The organism is Nocardioides sp. NPDC127503 (genome assembly GCF_040302165.1).
Classification (GTDB): Bacteria; Actinomycetota; Actinomycetes; order Propionibacteriales; family Nocardioidaceae; genus Nocardioides.
Map to the genome: position 1 here is coordinate 15,314 of NZ_JBEORH010000017.1, position 15,784 is coordinate 31,097.

Sequence of the window (15,784 nt, forward strand, 5' to 3'; positions counted from 1 at the left end):
GCATCGGACGACGAGGAGTGTGAACCGCGAAGATACGATTGGATTGCATCCAGAGTATTCATATAGACTCTATCTATTCTATTCCGATTGAACGCAGTAGTCGAATCTCTTGTTCGATCAGTTCCGTTGCCGCAACCGTGTGCTCGTCTTTCGTTGGGACCCCGCTGGCTCCGTCTAAGCCGGCGACTGCGTGAAGGCCGGCAAGTAGGGCTGCAGGGTCTCTCGTGCGGAAGACTCTATTGGTTGTCGTCCAGACATTGACGCCCACCCGCCGCGGATCGCGGTTCGAGACACTGTCCAGCACGTCGCCAGGCACAACCGAGGCCAGCAGTGGCCCCTCGGATGACTCAGCAGTTGAGGCGGGTGATAGATCGATACGGATTCGCCCGCGCCCTACTTGGACCTCACGCCACTCAGTGAGGTTCTCCCGGTGTCCGTTGGGCTGGGCTGGGCTGGAATCCGTCTCGGTGGGCATGCGACGGAACTGCAGCAGGTCGCAATGGCGCCATCCACAGTCGAACCTGGGCATCCCGGCCGCAGCGAGCGCGGCGATCTCGAAGGGCGGTGATTCGTACTGGATCTGAGAGGGCTCGACTCGCTCCAAGACCAACCCAGCGGCTAGCGCCACAGCCGTTAGGTGCGCCCGCTCTCCTGGCAGGCCGGGTCGGGTCGCCAACGCCGGCGCGCAGAACAGTAGAACGCCGCCAGGAATCAGGAGCCGAGCTGCTTGAAGCAGGAAGACCTCGCTGATCTCCCGATACCAGGGAGGATCCGCAACTGCAGCCGCGAAGCGGCCGGCATGCGCATGCGATGTCTCATGCAGGCTCCCCCTAACAACCTCCAACGACGAGATTGACTCCAGGGCTGCGCACGCTTCGTCTCGACGCTCGAACAAGGTAGGCATGCCGCCAACATTGAGCCTGGCGAAGTGCTCGGCAAGCCCTGGCGTGCCCAGCAATGCGACCGCTTCGCCGGGGCGCGCCGCAGCCTCCAGGAAGTCACCGATGGCACGACAACCGGTCGTCGAGAACCGCCATTCGAAGTCCAGCGGATGTGGGAGAGGAAGGCGGCTAGCGGCGGCAGCCAGATCACCGGTCGAGCTTGAGCTCTGAAGCAAGACGTTCGGACGCATCGCCCCGGGCTCGGACATCATGAGGCGTTGCGCGATGCTCTGCACCATGGTCGGGTAAGCGCCCTGGCAAACGCGTACCAGCCCTTCAAGCGTGCTCACCTCCTGGCTGTGCCGACGGATCAGCCACTCGACATAGCGACGAAAGCTCGCCTCCGAGGTCGGCACTTCAGCGGGGAACATCTTCGATCGCTGGAGTCGTGCCGGGGAATCGTCGAGACATCTCTTCTTGCCATGCATCGACTGCGGCGTGCTGGTTGCGCAGGGCGTGCCGCCGATCTGCGGTAAGTCGTTGGGTTACCGGACCCCACTCGAGGACCTTCAGCGGTACACAGCGCAACGGCAGCCACTCGTGCAGCGCTTGGAGCTGGTCGACAAAGACGCGCATCTTCTGCGTAAGGTCGGCAGTCGTCTTCGAGGTGATGGTCAGGTATACGTAGTAGTCGATCTTGGTCTCTGTGCGTAGACGCCCGAGGATGTCTAGCTGGCGTTGGAACATCGCTGGCGTCGCCAAGGTGTTGAACGAGAACGACTCAGGGTCATACCCCTTGATGCAGCAGGCTCTGCCGTACCGCGGGTGCTCCCCGAGTAGTGCTCGCTGCTGATCTGAGAGCATGGTCCAGAGGTAGTTGGTGCTCAGATTGTCGTCTGACCAGACGTATACGTGGTCGACGTCGCGTTGATCTAGCTCTTCGAGGAACCACACCGCCCACTCTGGGGTGAGGTCTGGCTGGCCACCGCTTAGGTCCACCATGTGTGGCTCGGCATGTGCCTCGAGTGTCCAGTCGACCAACCGTGCCACCGACACCATGGACCCGCGCCTCGCAGTTAGGTCGGCAAAGGGCACGTAGCAGTACCAGCAGCGCCAGTTGCAACCCGAGTTCTGAAACACCTGACTACGCAGGGTCGTCTTGGCCCCCAGGCCCAAAGCGCGAACGGCAGGCCGGATCGGTAGCGGATTGGCCGGCCAGTCGTCGAATGCGTCCTCGCTGAAAGTGTGGATACGACCGAACCCATCACAGTTCGGCGCCTCCGAAAGGTCATTGCTCTGCTCACTACTAGAGAACCTGGTGAGAGAAACGGCGCGACGTTCTAGGTCGATCATGCGTGATCGAAGGTCAGCCGACGCGCGGTCAGTGTCGATGAACTCGGCCACCCAGCCTCCTCCTATGCACTACAAGCGTACGAAACTGCTGTGCTGGTGCGGAGCGATCACTGAACAATCATCAAATCGCGGCACCATCGTTGCTGTTAGTGCCGTCCGGGGAAGCAAGCGTTGGCTGGTGGAAACCGCGAGGCCTGCCTGATGCCCGTTGCCTGTGTCGCCGGGAGGCTGCACGGTCCCCACTCGGCCGGTGCTGGCCGATGTCGCAAGTGCACGCCTTGCTAGGCCACGGTCGGCAAACTGTCGGTGCCGCCCTCTCCCCTCAGATCCAGGGGAATGACAGAAGGGATGGAGCATGTCAGATCTGCTCGACGAGGCGCACAACCACCGCTACATCTACGTACCGCGCGGCGAGGTTAAGGACAGCCTGACGCTGGGCAAGGAGCTGGGCCTGGCCGTTGCGCGTGCGCGCCAGCTGCCGCTCACCGTTCTTACGCCGCAGAAGATTAGTGCGACGCACCACGCCGAGCTCGCCAAACTGACCATTGTGACCGAGCGCAGTGGCCACATCGCCGACGGAGGCGTGGTGATGGTCTGGTGTCCGAGGTTCAAGACCATGGAGAAGCTCCACCACCTCGAGAAGAGCGTCATCGTGCTAGTCGAGTGGGTTCCGGGCGAAATGGAGCCCTGGGCGAAGGTCACCGGCGCGTACAACGTAGCGACCGGCGAGGTCATGGATGCCGCGCTGAGCGCCGAGGCGCAGAAGGCGCTCGAGGGAATCGTCTACGAGGGCTACAAGGGCTGGTCGGATGACATCTCCGCTCGGGTGGTTCGCGGCCACCTCGAAGATCTCCAGGCAGCCGGCGCCTACGACCGCAGCCTGATGCTGGCCTACGCCCGCTAGACCGCGTCCGAACCTGCCATCCAGCGCTTGGAGAAGATCTTGGACAAGTTCGAGGTAGCGAGCCGCATCCCGCGGCCTGCTGGGCTAGGGGCGAGCGATGAGGTACAGCACGCGCGTTGAACGCACCCACGCCAATCGTCTGATCGAACTTGGTGCCACCTGGACGGAGTCCCTGCCGCGGCTGCAGTTTCGGGCCGTCGTCGTGTGTGATGTCGTCAGCCCAGACCGATGGCACGCGGAGATTCGCTTTGGAGGCCGCAAGCTGATCTCCACCCCGCAAGTGGATACCCACGAACGGGCCTCTCGACAGGCCGGCGATGCCTTCGAGGCGAAGATCGTAGAGCTGTTTAGCGGGGACTGACGCCGAGTTACTCGGCCTCCCTAGCGTTGCGGTTGCGGTGAGGCGTCGCGCCCCGGCATCTGAATGCGGGACACCAGGGGGCGAGTCAGACCGGACGGTGTGGGCCCTCAGCTGTGTTGATGTTCTGGGCACGAGCGTCGATGTCAGGGCCGGTGTATAGCCGGTGGAATGCTTCGTCAAGAAGACCTGCGCCGTCGAGAACCTCGGAGACGGTCAGATCGGAATCCTCGTGTGTGCCTGCGTTGCCGAGCCACTTGACCGCGAAGAGGAGGTTGGCAACCCGGTCTCGATTAGGATCGGCCTCTCCCCATTCTTTGATCCGGCTATGTGCGCTCCGAAATTTTCCTGATGGCCACGTGGCCGCAATGCCCTCGGCGGACATGAACCTCTCGACGGCAGCGCGCAGCGCGGTGGCAGCTAGCCCTGGGTCTGCGAACAGGACCCGGGATGCACGCCGGACAGCCTCCTGGGTTACCTCGGGCGCCGAAGCTGGGATAGGCATCAACAGCATCGGTGGGTGGAGATGTGTCAGTTGGTAGTAGGCCGAGTATGCGGGTCCGTGCTGCTCCCACGGGTTGTCGGGGGCGGACTTCTTGGAGTAATCGACGGTGTAGTCACCCGTGCCGTGGACCGTTTGACGGCAGTCGGGGTTCTCGCACGCGCCCAAGAGCGCGAACGTCCCGCGTATCCATTCGGGCTCGAAGGCGGGGTGATCGCGTGACGAGGCAGATGCATGGCTCTCTGCATCGACAGGTTGATCGAAGCGGATGTGTCCCGCATCGCATGAAGGGCATCTCGGACGGGGCCAGGGTTGCTCGGACTCAATCACCTGGGCGAGAGTTCGAAGGGCGGGATCCACGGACATAGAAATGGAGCGTAGAACACCTGGCTGCCATTGCGATCGACTTTTGCTCCAGAACCACACGGACCCGTTTCAGACTGTCCCGGGTGACCAGCCCTCATCGTGTTGTAGGCGGGGCGTACCGGTCCGAGGACCACCCCAGTCATGGCTGGACATCGCTCCGGGGTGGTCTTTCCAGAACAAGCCGGACCGTTGTCTCTGGGATCCCGAACTCACGTGCCGCCTGTGGGATAGAACAGGAGGCCACGAATCTGTCGCTCAACGTCCGGCGAGACACTGCGACCAGATCCAGTGACGCCCGCGTGACGGAGCACCTTGCGGATCGAGTAGTCGCTGACGCTGTAGTACGCAGCCATGGCACGGGTCGTGGCGCCGCCGGACGTAGGCTTCGACGATGACAGCTCGATCCTTGTCAGTGAGGCGATCTCGGAGGAGCCGAGGCGTCGGACGTATCCCAGTCTCTCGATGAGGCTGCGATGCAACGGCCAGGCAACGGTCCAGCAAGGACATGTTGTTGACGGATTTGGAATAACGTGTGATGACCTGCACACAGAGTCCGGGTCCGACCCGGGGCGCACCAGGGTCGATCCCCATGGACAACAGACCCTCGACCCTCAAGGATGGAAGAACAACACCCCATCCAGGAAGAGGGATGAAGTCATGTCGTTCAAGGACAACGCGTCCAACTGGCGCGATGGCGTCCAGAAGGGCGTCGAGGGCGCCAAGCCTGCCGTTGAGGACGCCAAGGTGAAGTCGGCACCTCACCTTGTCACCGGCGGCGAGAAGGCCGTGGTGAAGGCCGGCGAGTTCAAGGCTCAGATCGAGGCCAAGCGGGCCGCTATGGCGTCCGCACCCGACGCGGACACGCCGCGCAACCAGGCCCTGTCGGGTCTGCTCCAGGTCGGCGCTGCCGCCACCGACGTCGCCGCCCAGGCGGGCGAGTGGCTGATGGAGACCGGTGCCAAGTGGAGCGCCGGCACCGGCCCCGTGGTCGTCGAGCCGCCGAAGGAGATCCCGGGGGAGGACGTACCTCCTCCGCCGGACTTCCAGAAGCCCGACGACCAGCAGTAAGACCTACGAGGCGAGGCCGAGGTCGCGGCGGAGCTTGGCGACGTGACCGGTCGCCTTGACGTTGTACTGCGCGACCTCGATCTTGCCCTCCTCATCGACCACGAACGTCGAGCGGATGACGCCCTCGACGACCTTGCCGTAGAGCTTCTTCTCGCCGAAGGCGTCGTACGCCTTGTGCACCGAGAGGTCCTCGTCGGAGGCCAGGGTGATGGTCAGCCCGTCACGCTCGCGGAACTTCGCGAGCTTGGCGGGCTTGTCCTTTGATACGCCGATGACCTCGTAGCCGGCGGCCTTCAGCGAGTCGATCGAGTCGGTGAAGTCGCAGGCCTGCTTGGTGCAGCCGGGGGTCATCGCGGCGGGGTAGAAGTAGACGATCACCTTGCGGCCGCGGAGGCTGCTGAGCGAGACCTCCGCGCCGGTGTCGTCAGGAAGAGTGAAGTCGGGGGCCACATCGCCCGGCTCGAGACGCGTCATGGAGCCAACCTAGCGAACATTCCCAGGCGAACCGCAGCGGTGGAGCGCGCAGTGGACGTACGCCGGTTGCTAAGGTCTGCGCATGTCCAAGGACCAGACTTCCTCGCTCGAGTCCGAGATCGAAGAGATCCGCGACCGGCTCGCAGGCACCATCGACGAGCTGATCTACCGGGGCAGCCCGAAGACGATCGTTCAGCGCCAGGTGGCGGCCTTCAAGGCGGTCTACGTCGACCCGGTCTCCGGCGAGCCGAAGATGGGCAACATCGCCAAGACCGTCGGTGGGGTGGTGGGCACCGTCGTGCTCATGGCCACGCTGCGTAAGATCAGCAAGGTCAGCTGACCACTCCCCACCGGCAAGGCAACGACGGACGTGACCGACAAGACCCCCATCAAGATGCTCCACGACCGGGTGCTGGTCGAGGTCGGGTCCGACGCCGGTGAGCGTCGCTCCTCGGGCGGCATCGTCATCCCGGCGACCGCTGCCATGGGCGCGGCCCGGCGGCTCACCTGGTCACGGGTGGTCGCGGTCGGCCCGCACGCGCGGGCCGTCGAGATCGGCGACCGGGTGCTCTTCGACGCCGACGACAAGCCGGAGGTCGAGGTCGCCGGAGAGGTGTACGTCCTGATGCGCGAGCGCGACGTGCACGCCGTCGCGGCCGAGCGGATCGGCGACGAGTCGACGGGTCTCTACCTCTAGCTCTTCTTCTGAGCCTTGGGCAGTGCGTTGAACCGATGCGCCAGCACGACGACGTTGCTGTCGTAGCTCGAGCCGTTCCAGTCGGTGCAGGTGATGATCACCAGCCGGCCGTCGCCGTGGTCCTGCCCGAAGAGCCGCTGGGCCTGCTCGGCGAGCTCCTTGCGGCTGAGCACCTCGACGGAGTCGACCTGGTGCTGGAAGGTGCCGTCCTTGGTGACGATGTCGACCTCCTGCCCCTTCTCGATGTGGTCGAGCTTGTTGAGGCTGCCGCCGCCGGTGTGCACGGTGTGGCCGGTGACCACGGTCTGACCCTGCGCTGAGCCGGGCTTGGCGCTGCCGACCCACCAGCCGATCTCGCGCGGGTTGCGCGGCGGGTCGAGCACCTCGCCGTCGAGCCGGATCGGGACGACCTTCGCCTTCGTGTTCAGCCCGGGAAGCTCGAGGCGCTGCGGGGCGCCGGGTGGCACCTCCACTGCCGCGCTGCCGCTGGGCCACAACAGTCCGGCCAGCACCATCGCGACGGCGAGCACGACCAACGAGGTCCAGAGGCCACCCGCCGCCGCGGCAAGCCGCGGCGGCGAGTCGGCAGAGGTGTCAGCCACGCCGCAACATGCGGACGTACGTCGCCACACCGGCGCCCGTGGCCGCGAGGAGCAGCAGGGTGACCAGAGCGATGCGTCCGGCGCTGCCGTCGTCGTAGCTCTCCATGCCGGCGGTCACGACGGTCGGGACCGAAGCCGGCGGGTTGGCTGCCTTGGGCGGCTTGTTGACGACCGTCTTCGTGGCTGGGCTGTTCGGGCCACAGCTGCTGGTGCCGATGGTCAGGTGCGCCAGGCTGCTGCCGACGAACGCCTCTGCTGCCGGGAGGACCTTCACGTCGAGCGCGGTCACCGTGATCGCGCCCGGGGAGGTGTTCTGGGCGTTGAGGGTGATGTCGAGGACGTTGTCCTCGAGCGGCGCGAGCTGCGACTCGATCTGACCGAGGGCCGTGTCGAGCACCTGCGTCTGAAGCTGGTCGAGCCCCCCGTTGGCAGGCGCCAGCGCGCCCTGCAGGGCGTTGGTGAACTGGGTGCGCAGAGCATCCAGGATCGCGTCGGTCGCGCCGGTCAGGTCGGTGACGACCTTCTGGTTGACGTCAGGGTCGACCGGAAGGTCGACCAAGGTGACGTCGCCCATCGTCGGGACGGTGACGTACGCCCTGCTGTTGGCCAGGCTGCTGTCGCCGGAGGCCTTGTCCTTGTCGGCGGTGCAGCTGCTCTGCACGGCGCCGAGGTCGAGGTGCAGGCCGGGGTCGCCCAGCGCCGCGAGGACCTGCTTGAGCGCTGCCGAGAGCGGGTCGGTGACCGCGGTCTGGCTCAACCCCGCATCCTTCAGCGCGGTGATCAGCTGCTTGTCGACGCCCTGGAAGAGACCGGACGAGACGAGCTCGACGTCGGAGAAGTCGAGGCTGCCCGCGTCGAGCGAGATGTTGTCGCCGCCGCTGAGGCAGTCGCCGGACCCGGCCGCGACCAGGGTCGCACCGTCGCCGGCGAGACCCGAGCAGGCTGCCGAGGTGGCGTTCTTCTTGGCCACCGCGTCCTGGGCCAGCGTGCCGGCCTGGATCGCGTCCTGGCCTGCGAGCGCGGTGATGAGCGGCTCGTTGGTGCCCTTGGCGGACTCGGTGGAGCCGTCGTTGGTGACGGCATAGGTGCCTGAGTCGGTCGCCCCGGTGCCGGCGAGCTCGAGGCTCAGCGCGGTTGCGGACGCCTGCGACACCGTGGCGGCACTCGCAGGTGCGGCTGACAAGGCAACCATGGCGGCTGCGGCCGCCACGGCGGCTCCCCGCGCGATGAGTGTTGTGCGCACGTAAATTCCCTCTCCCTTTGACCTTCGTCACACTCAACGGCAGAGGAGCCTCGTACGTTACGGGCTGGGGTATCGCTTCTGACCTGCGGAATCCGGGCGTCAGTCAGCTGTCGCAGACGGTGCCGTCCTTGTCGCCGTCGCGGTACCACGCGTACTCGGCGTCGCGGCCCTTCCGGTAGGGCCCGTAGCCCTTCGCGGTCGCCTTCGCGCAGGTGTCGAAACGGGGGTCGTCACCCGAGCCGCCCGCGGGAGCGGCGCTCTGCTCCGGGTCACCCGTGGCCGGGTCGCTCGGGGTCGGATCGCCCTGGGCCGGCCCGGCCAGCCGTACGGTGATCTCGGGGTTGTCGCAGTCGGCGGCGATGTCCTCGATCGCGGCCTTCTCGGCACGGTCGACGAAGAGGCTCCAGCGGATCTTCATGGCGACCCAGTCGGCGACGTACGTGCAGTGGTAGCTCGCGGCGTCCGGCATCCAGTCGGCCGGGTCCTGGTCGCCCTTGCTGCGGTTGGTCGCGGCGGTGACGGCGATGAGTGCGCGCGGGTCGCCGAGGTCGTTGGCGTACGCCTCCCGCTGCTCGTCGGTCCAGGCGTCGGCGCCGGACTCCCAGCCCTCCTTGAGCGCGATCATGTGGTCGATGTCGAGGCCGCCGGGGCGCTTGACGGTGACCCCGTCGTACGTGGAGAGCCATTCGCCCCTGGTGACATCGCATCGGCCGCGCGCCTTCTTCTTCGACTCCTCGAGGAGCACCTCGGTGCGGGCGTCCTGGCAGTCGCCGTCGGCGTCGACCCAGTGGTTGAACTTCTCGCGCTCGTAGCCGGAGGTGACCTCCTTGGCGACGGGGAGCTTCGCGATGGCGTCGGTCAGCGGAAGGCTGACCTCCTCGCCGCTGTCGGCGCCGTATCCGGCTTGGACGGCGGTGTCGGGTTCGGCGACCTCTATACAGCCGGAGCAGAGGAGTACGACGGCGAGCAAGGTCGCCAGCGGGCGCAGCATGAGGTGACTCCGAAGAGTTGGGGGAAGAGCTCTGGGGAGCATCGGGGGCGGCCCAACTTTGTCGGATCCCACGGTTGGCGGCACGCAGGCGCGCCGCCCGGAATCCGCCGCCTTCCGGACAAAAAAGAGCGCATCCCGGGCCGAGGCTGGAGCCTTGGCCCGGGATGCGGGTGTTGCGGGTTCTACAACGGTCCTACAGGGGAGTCCTGATCAGCGGATCAGGCGTGTGCGCGGCGCAGCAGGAACCACCGGGTGGCGGCAGCAGCGGCGACGAGCAGCACGAGCGCGCCGGCGGCGAACCCGCCCTTGGCGGCCGGGGACGAGAGCAGGTTGAGCTCGGCGTTGGCCGGGGCGTTGTCCGGCTTCACCGCGACGCTCGAGTCCGGGTCGGACTTGTCGCCGGAGACGACGACGTCGACGTTCTTCTTGTCACCGGTGGCCGCGGCCTTCTCCTCGGAGGCGGTGAGGCCGTTGGTGCCGCAGGTGCTGGTGCCGATGGCGACCTTGGCAGCGGTCGGGGCGCCGACCTTCTTCACGGCGTCGAGGACGTTGATGTCCAGGGCGGACACCTCGAGCGACTTGGCGGTCTTGTCCTGCTTGTTCATGGTGAGCTTGACCAGGTCGGTCTCGAGGCCCTTGAGTAGCACGGCCAGCTGCTCCTTGATGTGCTCGATCAGGTCGATGCGGATCGAGACGCTCATGTCGCCCAGCCCGACGTCGTTCTTGAGGCCCGACTGGAGCAGCGTGTCGACGCGGCCGAGGACGGCGTCGGTCACCGGCGAGAGGTCCGGCACGACCGTCGTGTTCTTCTTGGGGTTCGCCGGCAGGTCGGCGACCTTGATGTCGCCCTTGCCGGGAACGTTGACGGTGACGGCGGCGTTCTTGAGCTGGGTGTTGCCCTTGAACTTGCTGCCCTGCGCCATGCAGGTGCTCTCCGCGGCGTCGAGGTCGACGCCGACCGAGAGACCGCCGACCTTGGTGAGCACGCCGGAGACGACGGTCTGCACCAGGTCGTTGACCGGGCCGAGCTTGACGTGGAAGTCCTTGCTCTCGTCGTTGAGCAGGTAGTCGGTGGTGGCGCCCAGCTTCTGGAGGTCGAGCTCGGCGAGGTTCACCGTGACGGCCTCGCCCGGCTTGACGCAGCTGGAGCCGTCGCCGATGGCGACCAGGGTCGCGCCCTTGCCGGCCAGGGCCGAGCAGGCGCCGGAGTAGGCGGTGCCGTTCTGGAGGGCGGCGGCCGCGTCCTGGGCGAAGACGCCGACCGAGAGCAGCTGCTGGTCGCCCGCGAGGAGCGGCAGAGCCGGCTTGTTGGTGCCCGAGTTGACGGTCTTCTTGCCGTTGTACGTGGCGGTGTAGCGGCCGGTGTCGGCCTTGACCTTGTCAGACACGTTGACGGTCAGAGCGACCGACGATGCCTTGGCCTGCGGCTTCTTCTCCGCCGCAGTCGCCGGGGCCGCGGTCACGGAAAGACCGATCATCGCGGTCGCCGCAACAAGGGCGGCTCCGCGGACCGAGAGTGGGGAGCGCAAGTGACTTCTCCAATGGTGTTGATAACTGTCGATGACAGGGCACGACGAGTAGAAGTCAGCCTCTGCAGCCCCCCGGTTGCTGTGACTCGCCGTGACGAAGCGGGGAGTCTAGCCACGTCAGATCGCGGGTGCATAGGCGTACGCAGGGCCTCGATGACCCGCGAAATCGGCCGTAACTTTCGCGGCAACACCTCGTCTTCGAGCACCTCATCGGACCCCTTGTGGATCTTCGTCGGGATCGAAACTTGAACGTCTGAGATGCCTGGGCAAGTTGTGGTCATCACGTTGTCCTCTCGGATTCGTGAACAATGTTCTGTAGGCATCTCCACAAGCCGATCTGTTGCGCGTTTGCTCACCGCTTTGGGCGGTTTTGTTAGGGTGACCTAACTAAAACCTTGCCGACTTTCTGACAGTGTGTCAGTATCTTTGCCGGACCGCCGATCGCTGCCCGACCCTGACTGGAGCACACATGTCCGCCCTCCTCGCCGATGAGATGCCCGACGCTCCACTCTCCGCGCTGATGCGGGAGGGGTCCCGGATCCAGCACACCGCTGCTGAGAGCTCCTCGTTCATGGAGGAGCTGCTGGCCGGCCGGGTCAACGAGCAGGGGTACGCCGACTACCTGCTGTGCCTGCGCAAGGTCTACGTCGCGCTCGAGACGGTGGGCCGGGACCTGGCCGCGACGGATGCCGTCGCCGAGGCCGTCCATGACGTCGCCCTGGAGCGGCTGGCCGCGATCGATGCCGACCTGGCTGTGTGGGCGCCAGGTATCGAGGGTGATGCCGTGGAGTCGGCTGCTGCCGATGCGTACGTCGCTCGGATCGAGGCCACCCGCGCCTGGGGCGGTCTCTACGCCGCCCACCACTACACCCGCTACCTGGGTGACCTCTCCGGTGGCCAGGCGATCGGCCGGCTGCTCGACCGGTTCTTCGAGCTCGACGGCGAGGGCGTGGCGTTCTACGAGTTCGCCGAGATCCCCAAGCCGAAGCCCTACAAGGACGGCTACCGCGCCCGCCTCGACGCGCTGCCCCTCGACCCCGCGGAGAAGATCCGTATCGTCGAGGAGGTCCAGGTCGCCTTCGGCCTCAACCAGGCTCTCTTCGAGGAGCTCGCCGGCCGCCTCGACGCCTATCGCAGGTGAATGAGTGTCCCGCACCTCAATTCCGCACCGTAGGTCGCACGCTGCGCACGCACCTCGCTGCGTTGGCATCGCTCGGAAGACACCCGGTATGCCGTCGCGACGCCGCCTTGCGATGCACGCACGCATCGCACGACCTACGGCACGGCCTTTCGGATTGGGACACTAAGGTTCGTCCTCGTGCCCCGTATCGCCGCCGAGAACGTCCCCGAGCACCGCAGACTGGTGCGCGAGCGGATCTTCGCGGCGTTCGCGGAGCTGATGGCCGAGGGCAGCTACGACGCCATCAGCATGTCGAAGCTGGCGCAGCGCGCGGGGATCGGGCGCACCGCGATCTACCACCACTTCAAGGACCGTGACGCGGTGATGGTGGCGTTCGCGACCCACGAGACCTCGGAGTACGTCGCGTCCCTGCAGGCTCAGCTCGCCGCGAGCGATCAGCCGGCTGAACGGCTGCGGATCTACGTACGCAACCACCTCACCCTCGGCGAGAAGTTCCACATGGGGTTCGGCCCGCAGGTCTACGGCGGGCTCCCCGAGGAAGCGCGCCAGGAGATCCGTGAGCACGTGGTCGCCGTCGAGCAGGTCCTCGCTGAGATCCTCGAGCAGGGTGCCGAGCAAGGCGTCTTCGCCGTCACCGACGTCGACGCCACTCTCGCCCTCGTTCATGCGGTTCTCGGCACCCGCCACCTTCCCGCCGAGCGGATCGAGGAGTTCGTCCTTCGCGCCGTCGGCAGCTAGCCCTGCGGCAGTCCGACACTGTTCCTCTGGAAGTCCAGCAGCCGCTCGTTCTCGTACGTGATGCGGTCGGCAGTGCCCTCGAGCTCGCGAAACATCTCCTTCAAGGTGCGAATCCCGTCAGACGACTGACGCGCGACGAGCCCTGCCAGCTCGAGAGCGATCGCCTCGGCCTCGTCGGCCGGAGCCGTACGCTGGGCCAGGCCGATCGCGACCGCCTCGTCCGCGCCGACAGGGCGCCCGGTGTAGATCAGCTCCTTCGCGCGCGAGAGGCCGACGAGCTGGGTCAGTCGGGCCGGTCCGACCGGAACGCCCAGCCGAGCGCCCGCCCACGCCAGCTTCAGATTCTCCCCGGCCACGCGCAGGTCGCAGCCGGCGATGATCTCGGCGCCGGCACCCACGCAGTTGCCGACACAGACAGCGATCGTCGGCACGGGCACCTGCTCGACGAGCCGGTAGAGCTCCGCGAACGCCTCCATCCGGACGACCCCGCCCGCTGCGTCCAGGGGTTCGCTGACGTCCGCGCCTGCGCAGAAGGCATCGGGAGACGTTGTGGAGAGGATGACAGCGCGAACCTCGCTGTCATCGCACAACTCTTGCAGCGCGTCGTTGAGCAGGCGGAGCGTCGGGGTGTCGAGGGCGTTTCGCTTCTCGGGGCGGTTGAGCCGGAGGATCTCGACGTCTCCGCGCCGCTCCCGTACGAGGCTCGTCACGACCGGTCCACGAAGATGTCGTACTCCAGTTCGCCGGTCCCGCCGTACTTCGAGAAGTCGGTGACGCCAGCATCCCGGAGCACGTCCACATCCAGGAACGTGTTGCCGGTGCACTCGCGCGAGGGGCGCCCCAGGATCTCCACGGCGGCGTCGGCGACGATCTCGGGCGTACGCGACCTCTCCACCGCTGCATCTCCGCCGAGGAGATTCTGCACCGCGGCGGTGGCGATGAGGGTCTCCGGCCACAGACAGTTGGCAGCGATGCCGTGCTCGGCATACTCCGCCGCCCAGCCGAGTGTCAGCAGACTCATTCCGTACTTCGCCAGGGTGTACGCCGGGTGTCTGCCCAGCCACTGCGGCGATAGGTTGACCGGCGGCGACAGCGACAGGATGTGCGGGTTGGCCGATGCGCGCAGGTGGGGAAGTGACTTGCTGGTGAGCAGGTACGTCCCGCGCAGTTGGATCTGGGTCATCAGGTCGAAGCGCTTCATCGGCAGGTCTTCCGTGCCGTCGAGCGCGATCGCTGAGGCGTTGTTGAGCACGATGTCGATGCCGCCGAACCGCTCGACGGTCTGCGCGACCGCGTTCTCCACGGAGGCCTCGTCACGTACGTCCCCCACCACCGCCAGCGCCTGACCGCCGGCTTCCTCGATCTCGGCGGCGGCGGTGTGAACGGTGCCGGGGAGCCGCGGGTCGGGCTTGTCCGTCTTCGCCAGCAGCGTGACGTTGGCTCCCAGCTTTGCCGCGGCGATGCCTACGGCCAGGCCGATGCCACGGCTGCCGCCCGACATGATGATGGTGCGTCCAGTAAGGGTCATGCTTCGGGACATTACAGGCTGCTTGCGGCTGTGAGGGTGTTGTAAATAACACATCATCTGCGGATGCGGAGTTCATGTAAGATCCGGAGCGATGTCATCGACCACCGCCGACGCCCTTCGCCCTGTGTCCGCCCGCTCGGCGCTCCTGGGCTTGCTCATGGGTGCTGAGGTGCCGACGTTGTCCGCCCGTGAGCTCGTCGCGGGCGGAGGTCTGGTCGGCTTCTCGGAGACGACGGTCCGGGTCGCGCTCTCCCGCATGGTCGCCGCCGACGACCTGGTCCGAACCGCGGACGGGAGATACCAGCTCTCCGAGAGGTTGAGCCAACGTCAGCGGCGCCAGGAGGCGGCGATCCACGTGCAGACCAGCGCCTGGGATGGCGACTGGGACATGGTCGTGGTGACCGCCACCGGCCGCTCCGCCGCCGACCGTGCGAGCCTCCGCGCGACGCTCACAGAGCTCCGCCTGGCCGAGCTGCGTGAGGGTGTCTGGGTACGCCCGGCCAACCTCGACCTCGCCTGGACCGACCACCTCGCAGGCCTGTGTGAGCGGCTGACGATGCGGCCCACGACCGACCCTGCGGAGCTTGCCGGGAGGCTGTGGGGCCTGACCGCCTGGGCCGACCGAGCGCGCGAGCTGCTCGCCGCCACCGCCACCGACGACCCCGTACTCCGGTTCACCGCCTGCGCGACGTCCGTGCGCCACCTGCTCGAGGACCCCGCCCTGCCCGACGAACTGCTTCCCGCAGACTGGCCAGGTCCCGCCCTGCGCAAGGCGCACCTCGACTACAAAGACTGGCTGATCGACACTCGCCAAGCGCTCACCGAGGGCTCGCCGCCGAGTGAGCGACGCTAGTGGCATGCGGAGCCGTCTGATCGCGATTCGGCGGGCCCGTCTAGCGTCTGGCTGGTTCGGCCGCGCCTGTGGTCGGTCGAGAGGGCTGGGTCTATGGAGCCGAGACGCTCTTCTCGTTTGCCCGGTGCCGTCGCGACGGAGTGCGGGGACGTGCCGGCGCCAGGGCCGCAGGCCCGGGGCACGAGGTCCCGTCCGCTAGCGGGGGTTTCTGGTCCTCTTTGTCGCCTAGCTCTCGAGCATTTTGGGCAGGGATATGAGTTGCGGTCGGGTCACTCGTGGTGGTCAGGCTGTGGAGTCTCGTACTTCTTCCCTTGCGTTGCTCCTCGAGCTTGTGATCGCGGTCTTGAACCCAAGTAGCGAGGGCGAGGGGCAGAAATAACGTCGCGGCAAGGGTGAGCGCCCACCACGCGGTGTCTTCGACGATGCCGAACACGGCGAATCCGAGGCCTGCGGGGAGGAGCCACCGGGGCCTGACCAAGCGGACGAGAAAGCGCTGGATCACGGCTGCACCCTAGTCGGTGCGGTGTGCGACTGGCGGAGGTTCTGAGGAGTCAGT

At 66.4% G+C, this 15,784-nt stretch carries 18 protein-coding genes; 8 read left to right on the forward strand and 10 right to left on the reverse strand.

The annotated features are described in order from the left end of the window. Positions 1-73 precede the first annotated feature (73 nt). Together ABTW65_RS27625 and ABTW65_RS27630 are read right to left on the reverse strand one after the other, a co-directional pair. Complete coding sequence (locus ABTW65_RS27625) at positions 74-1,312, reverse strand: hypothetical protein (protein ID WP_350666166.1); 1,239 nt, start codon at positions 1,310-1,312, stop codon at positions 74-76. Further along, the gene (locus ABTW65_RS27630) at positions 1,299-2,285 is read right to left on the reverse strand and encodes a hypothetical protein (protein ID WP_350666168.1); all 987 of its coding nucleotides are present in this window, start codon (positions 2,283-2,285) and stop codon (positions 1,299-1,301) included. Before ABTW65_RS27630 ends, ABTW65_RS27625 begins: the two co-directional genes overlap by 14 nt. 304 nt (positions 2,286-2,589) lie before the next feature. Here ABTW65_RS27630 and ABTW65_RS27635 point away from each other — a divergent pair, with 304 nt between their 5' ends. Together ABTW65_RS27635 and ABTW65_RS27640 are read left to right on the forward strand one after the other, a co-directional pair. Beyond that, positions 2,590-3,138: a hypothetical protein gene (locus ABTW65_RS27635; protein ID WP_350666170.1), complete on the forward strand. Its 549-nt coding sequence runs from the start codon at positions 2,590-2,592 to the stop codon at positions 3,136-3,138. A 97-nt stretch (positions 3,139-3,235) separates the two neighbouring features. Further along, positions 3,236-3,499: a hypothetical protein gene (locus ABTW65_RS27640; RefSeq protein WP_350666171.1), complete on the forward strand. Its 264-nt coding sequence runs from the start codon at positions 3,236-3,238 to the stop codon at positions 3,497-3,499. Positions 3,500-3,584: 85 nt separating this feature from the next. Here the strand turns inward: ABTW65_RS27640 and ABTW65_RS27645 are convergent, their stop codons facing one another. Continuing rightward, positions 3,585-4,364: a DUF4145 domain-containing protein gene (locus ABTW65_RS27645; protein ID WP_350666173.1), complete on the reverse strand. Its 780-nt coding sequence runs from the start codon at positions 4,362-4,364 to the stop codon at positions 3,585-3,587. Between the two features lie 657 nt (positions 4,365-5,021). Here ABTW65_RS27645 and ABTW65_RS27650 point away from each other — a divergent pair. Next, on the forward strand, positions 5,022-5,432 hold the full coding sequence (locus ABTW65_RS27650) for a hypothetical protein (RefSeq protein ID WP_350666175.1): 411 nt from the start codon (positions 5,022-5,024) through the stop codon (positions 5,430-5,432). A 3-nt stretch (positions 5,433-5,435) separates the two neighbouring features. Here ABTW65_RS27650 and bcp read toward each other — a convergent pair whose 3' ends face one another. Further along, the gene (bcp, locus tag ABTW65_RS27655) at positions 5,436-5,906 is read right to left on the reverse strand and encodes a thioredoxin-dependent thiol peroxidase (RefSeq protein WP_350666177.1); all 471 of its coding nucleotides are present in this window, start codon (positions 5,904-5,906) and stop codon (positions 5,436-5,438) included. An 82-nt stretch (positions 5,907-5,988) separates the two neighbouring features. Here bcp and ABTW65_RS27660 point away from each other — a divergent pair, with 82 nt between their 5' ends. Together ABTW65_RS27660 and ABTW65_RS27665 are read left to right on the forward strand one after the other, a co-directional pair. Further along, entirely contained in the window at positions 5,989-6,246 is a 258-nt protein-coding gene (locus ABTW65_RS27660) for a DUF3618 domain-containing protein (protein WP_350666179.1), read from the forward strand. Between the two features lie 30 nt (positions 6,247-6,276). After that, a complete protein-coding gene (locus tag ABTW65_RS27665; protein WP_502890689.1) occupies positions 6,277-6,603 on the forward strand; it encodes a GroES family chaperonin in 327 nt (108 codons plus the stop codon). Here the strand turns inward: ABTW65_RS27665 and ABTW65_RS27670 are convergent. The 4 genes from ABTW65_RS27670 to ABTW65_RS27685 form a co-directional block, all read right to left on the reverse strand. Then, complete coding sequence (locus tag ABTW65_RS27670) at positions 6,600-7,205, reverse strand: class F sortase (protein ID WP_350666180.1); 606 nt, start codon at positions 7,203-7,205, stop codon at positions 6,600-6,602. The two genes, ABTW65_RS27665 and ABTW65_RS27670, sit on opposite strands and share 4 nt — an antisense overlap. Further along, on the reverse strand, positions 7,198-8,448 hold the full coding sequence (locus tag ABTW65_RS27675) for a hypothetical protein (protein ID WP_350666182.1): 1,251 nt from the start codon (positions 8,446-8,448) through the stop codon (positions 7,198-7,200). Before ABTW65_RS27675 ends, ABTW65_RS27670 begins: the two co-directional genes overlap by 8 nt. A 103-nt stretch (positions 8,449-8,551) precedes the next feature. Next, positions 8,552-9,439 (reverse strand): GmrSD restriction endonuclease domain-containing protein, encoded by an 888-nt coding sequence (locus ABTW65_RS27680; RefSeq protein WP_350666184.1) that lies wholly within the window; start codon positions 9,437-9,439, stop codon positions 8,552-8,554. A 218-nt stretch (positions 9,440-9,657) separates the two neighbouring features. Beyond that, the gene (locus ABTW65_RS27685; RefSeq protein WP_350666186.1) at positions 9,658-10,968 is read right to left on the reverse strand and encodes a hypothetical protein; all 1,311 of its coding nucleotides are present in this window, start codon (positions 10,966-10,968) and stop codon (positions 9,658-9,660) included. Between the two features lie 469 nt (positions 10,969-11,437). Between ABTW65_RS27685 and ABTW65_RS27690 the strand changes: the two genes are divergently transcribed. Continuing rightward, positions 11,438-12,109 (forward strand): biliverdin-producing heme oxygenase, encoded by a 672-nt coding sequence (locus ABTW65_RS27690; protein ID WP_350666187.1) that lies wholly within the window; start codon positions 11,438-11,440, stop codon positions 12,107-12,109. A gap of 177 nt (positions 12,110-12,286) precedes the next feature. Next, positions 12,287-12,847 (forward strand): TetR/AcrR family transcriptional regulator, encoded by a 561-nt coding sequence (locus tag ABTW65_RS27695; protein WP_350666189.1) that lies wholly within the window; start codon positions 12,287-12,289, stop codon positions 12,845-12,847. On the opposite strand, the gene ABTW65_RS27700 is transcribed toward ABTW65_RS27695, so the two are convergent. Together ABTW65_RS27700 and ABTW65_RS27705 are read right to left on the reverse strand one after the other, a co-directional pair. Next, on the reverse strand, positions 12,844-13,557 hold the full coding sequence (locus tag ABTW65_RS27700; protein WP_350666191.1) for an enoyl-CoA hydratase/isomerase family protein: 714 nt from the start codon (positions 13,555-13,557) through the stop codon (positions 12,844-12,846). The genes ABTW65_RS27695 and ABTW65_RS27700 overlap by 4 nt on opposite strands. Further along, positions 13,554-14,375 (reverse strand): SDR family oxidoreductase, encoded by an 822-nt coding sequence (locus tag ABTW65_RS27705; protein WP_350666192.1) that lies wholly within the window; start codon positions 14,373-14,375, stop codon positions 13,554-13,556. Before ABTW65_RS27705 ends, ABTW65_RS27700 begins: the two co-directional genes overlap by 4 nt. A gap of 91 nt (positions 14,376-14,466) precedes the next feature. On the opposite strand from ABTW65_RS27705, the gene ABTW65_RS27710 reads away from it, so the two are divergent. Then, positions 14,467-15,228 carry a PaaX family transcriptional regulator C-terminal domain-containing protein gene (locus ABTW65_RS27710; protein WP_350666193.1) on the forward strand — a complete coding sequence of 254 codons (762 nt, stop codon included), beginning with the start codon at positions 14,467-14,469 and terminating at the stop codon, positions 15,226-15,228. The last annotated feature ends 556 nt before the right edge of the window (positions 15,229-15,784 follow it).

Coding starts and splice junctions, on each gene's coding strand:
- ABTW65_RS27625 (WP_350666166.1), bottom strand. CDS start 1,312: ATGTTCCCCGCTGAAGTGCCGACCTCGGAGGCGAGCTTTCGTCGCTAT.
- ABTW65_RS27635 (WP_350666170.1), top strand. CDS start 2,590: ATGTCAGATCTGCTCGACGAGGCGCACAACCACCGCTACATCTACGTA.
- ABTW65_RS27640 (WP_350666171.1), top strand. CDS start 3,236: ATGAGGTACAGCACGCGCGTTGAACGCACCCACGCCAATCGTCTGATC.
- ABTW65_RS27645 (WP_350666173.1), bottom strand. CDS start 4,364: ATGTCCGTGGATCCCGCCCTTCGAACTCTCGCCCAGGTGATTGAGTCC.
- ABTW65_RS27650 (WP_350666175.1), top strand. CDS start 5,022: ATGTCGTTCAAGGACAACGCGTCCAACTGGCGCGATGGCGTCCAGAAG.
- bcp (WP_350666177.1), bottom strand. CDS start 5,906: ATGACGCGTCTCGAGCCGGGCGATGTGGCCCCCGACTTCACTCTTCCT.
- ABTW65_RS27660 (WP_350666179.1), top strand. CDS start 5,989: ATGTCCAAGGACCAGACTTCCTCGCTCGAGTCCGAGATCGAAGAGATC.
- ABTW65_RS27680 (WP_350666184.1), bottom strand. CDS start 9,439: ATGCTGCGCCCGCTGGCGACCTTGCTCGCCGTCGTACTCCTCTGCTCC.
- ABTW65_RS27690 (WP_350666187.1), top strand. CDS start 11,438: ATGTCCGCCCTCCTCGCCGATGAGATGCCCGACGCTCCACTCTCCGCG.
- ABTW65_RS27705 (WP_350666192.1), bottom strand. CDS start 14,375: ATGACCCTTACTGGACGCACCATCATCATGTCGGGCGGCAGCCGTGGC.
- ABTW65_RS27710 (WP_350666193.1), top strand. CDS start 14,467: ATGTCATCGACCACCGCCGACGCCCTTCGCCCTGTGTCCGCCCGCTCG.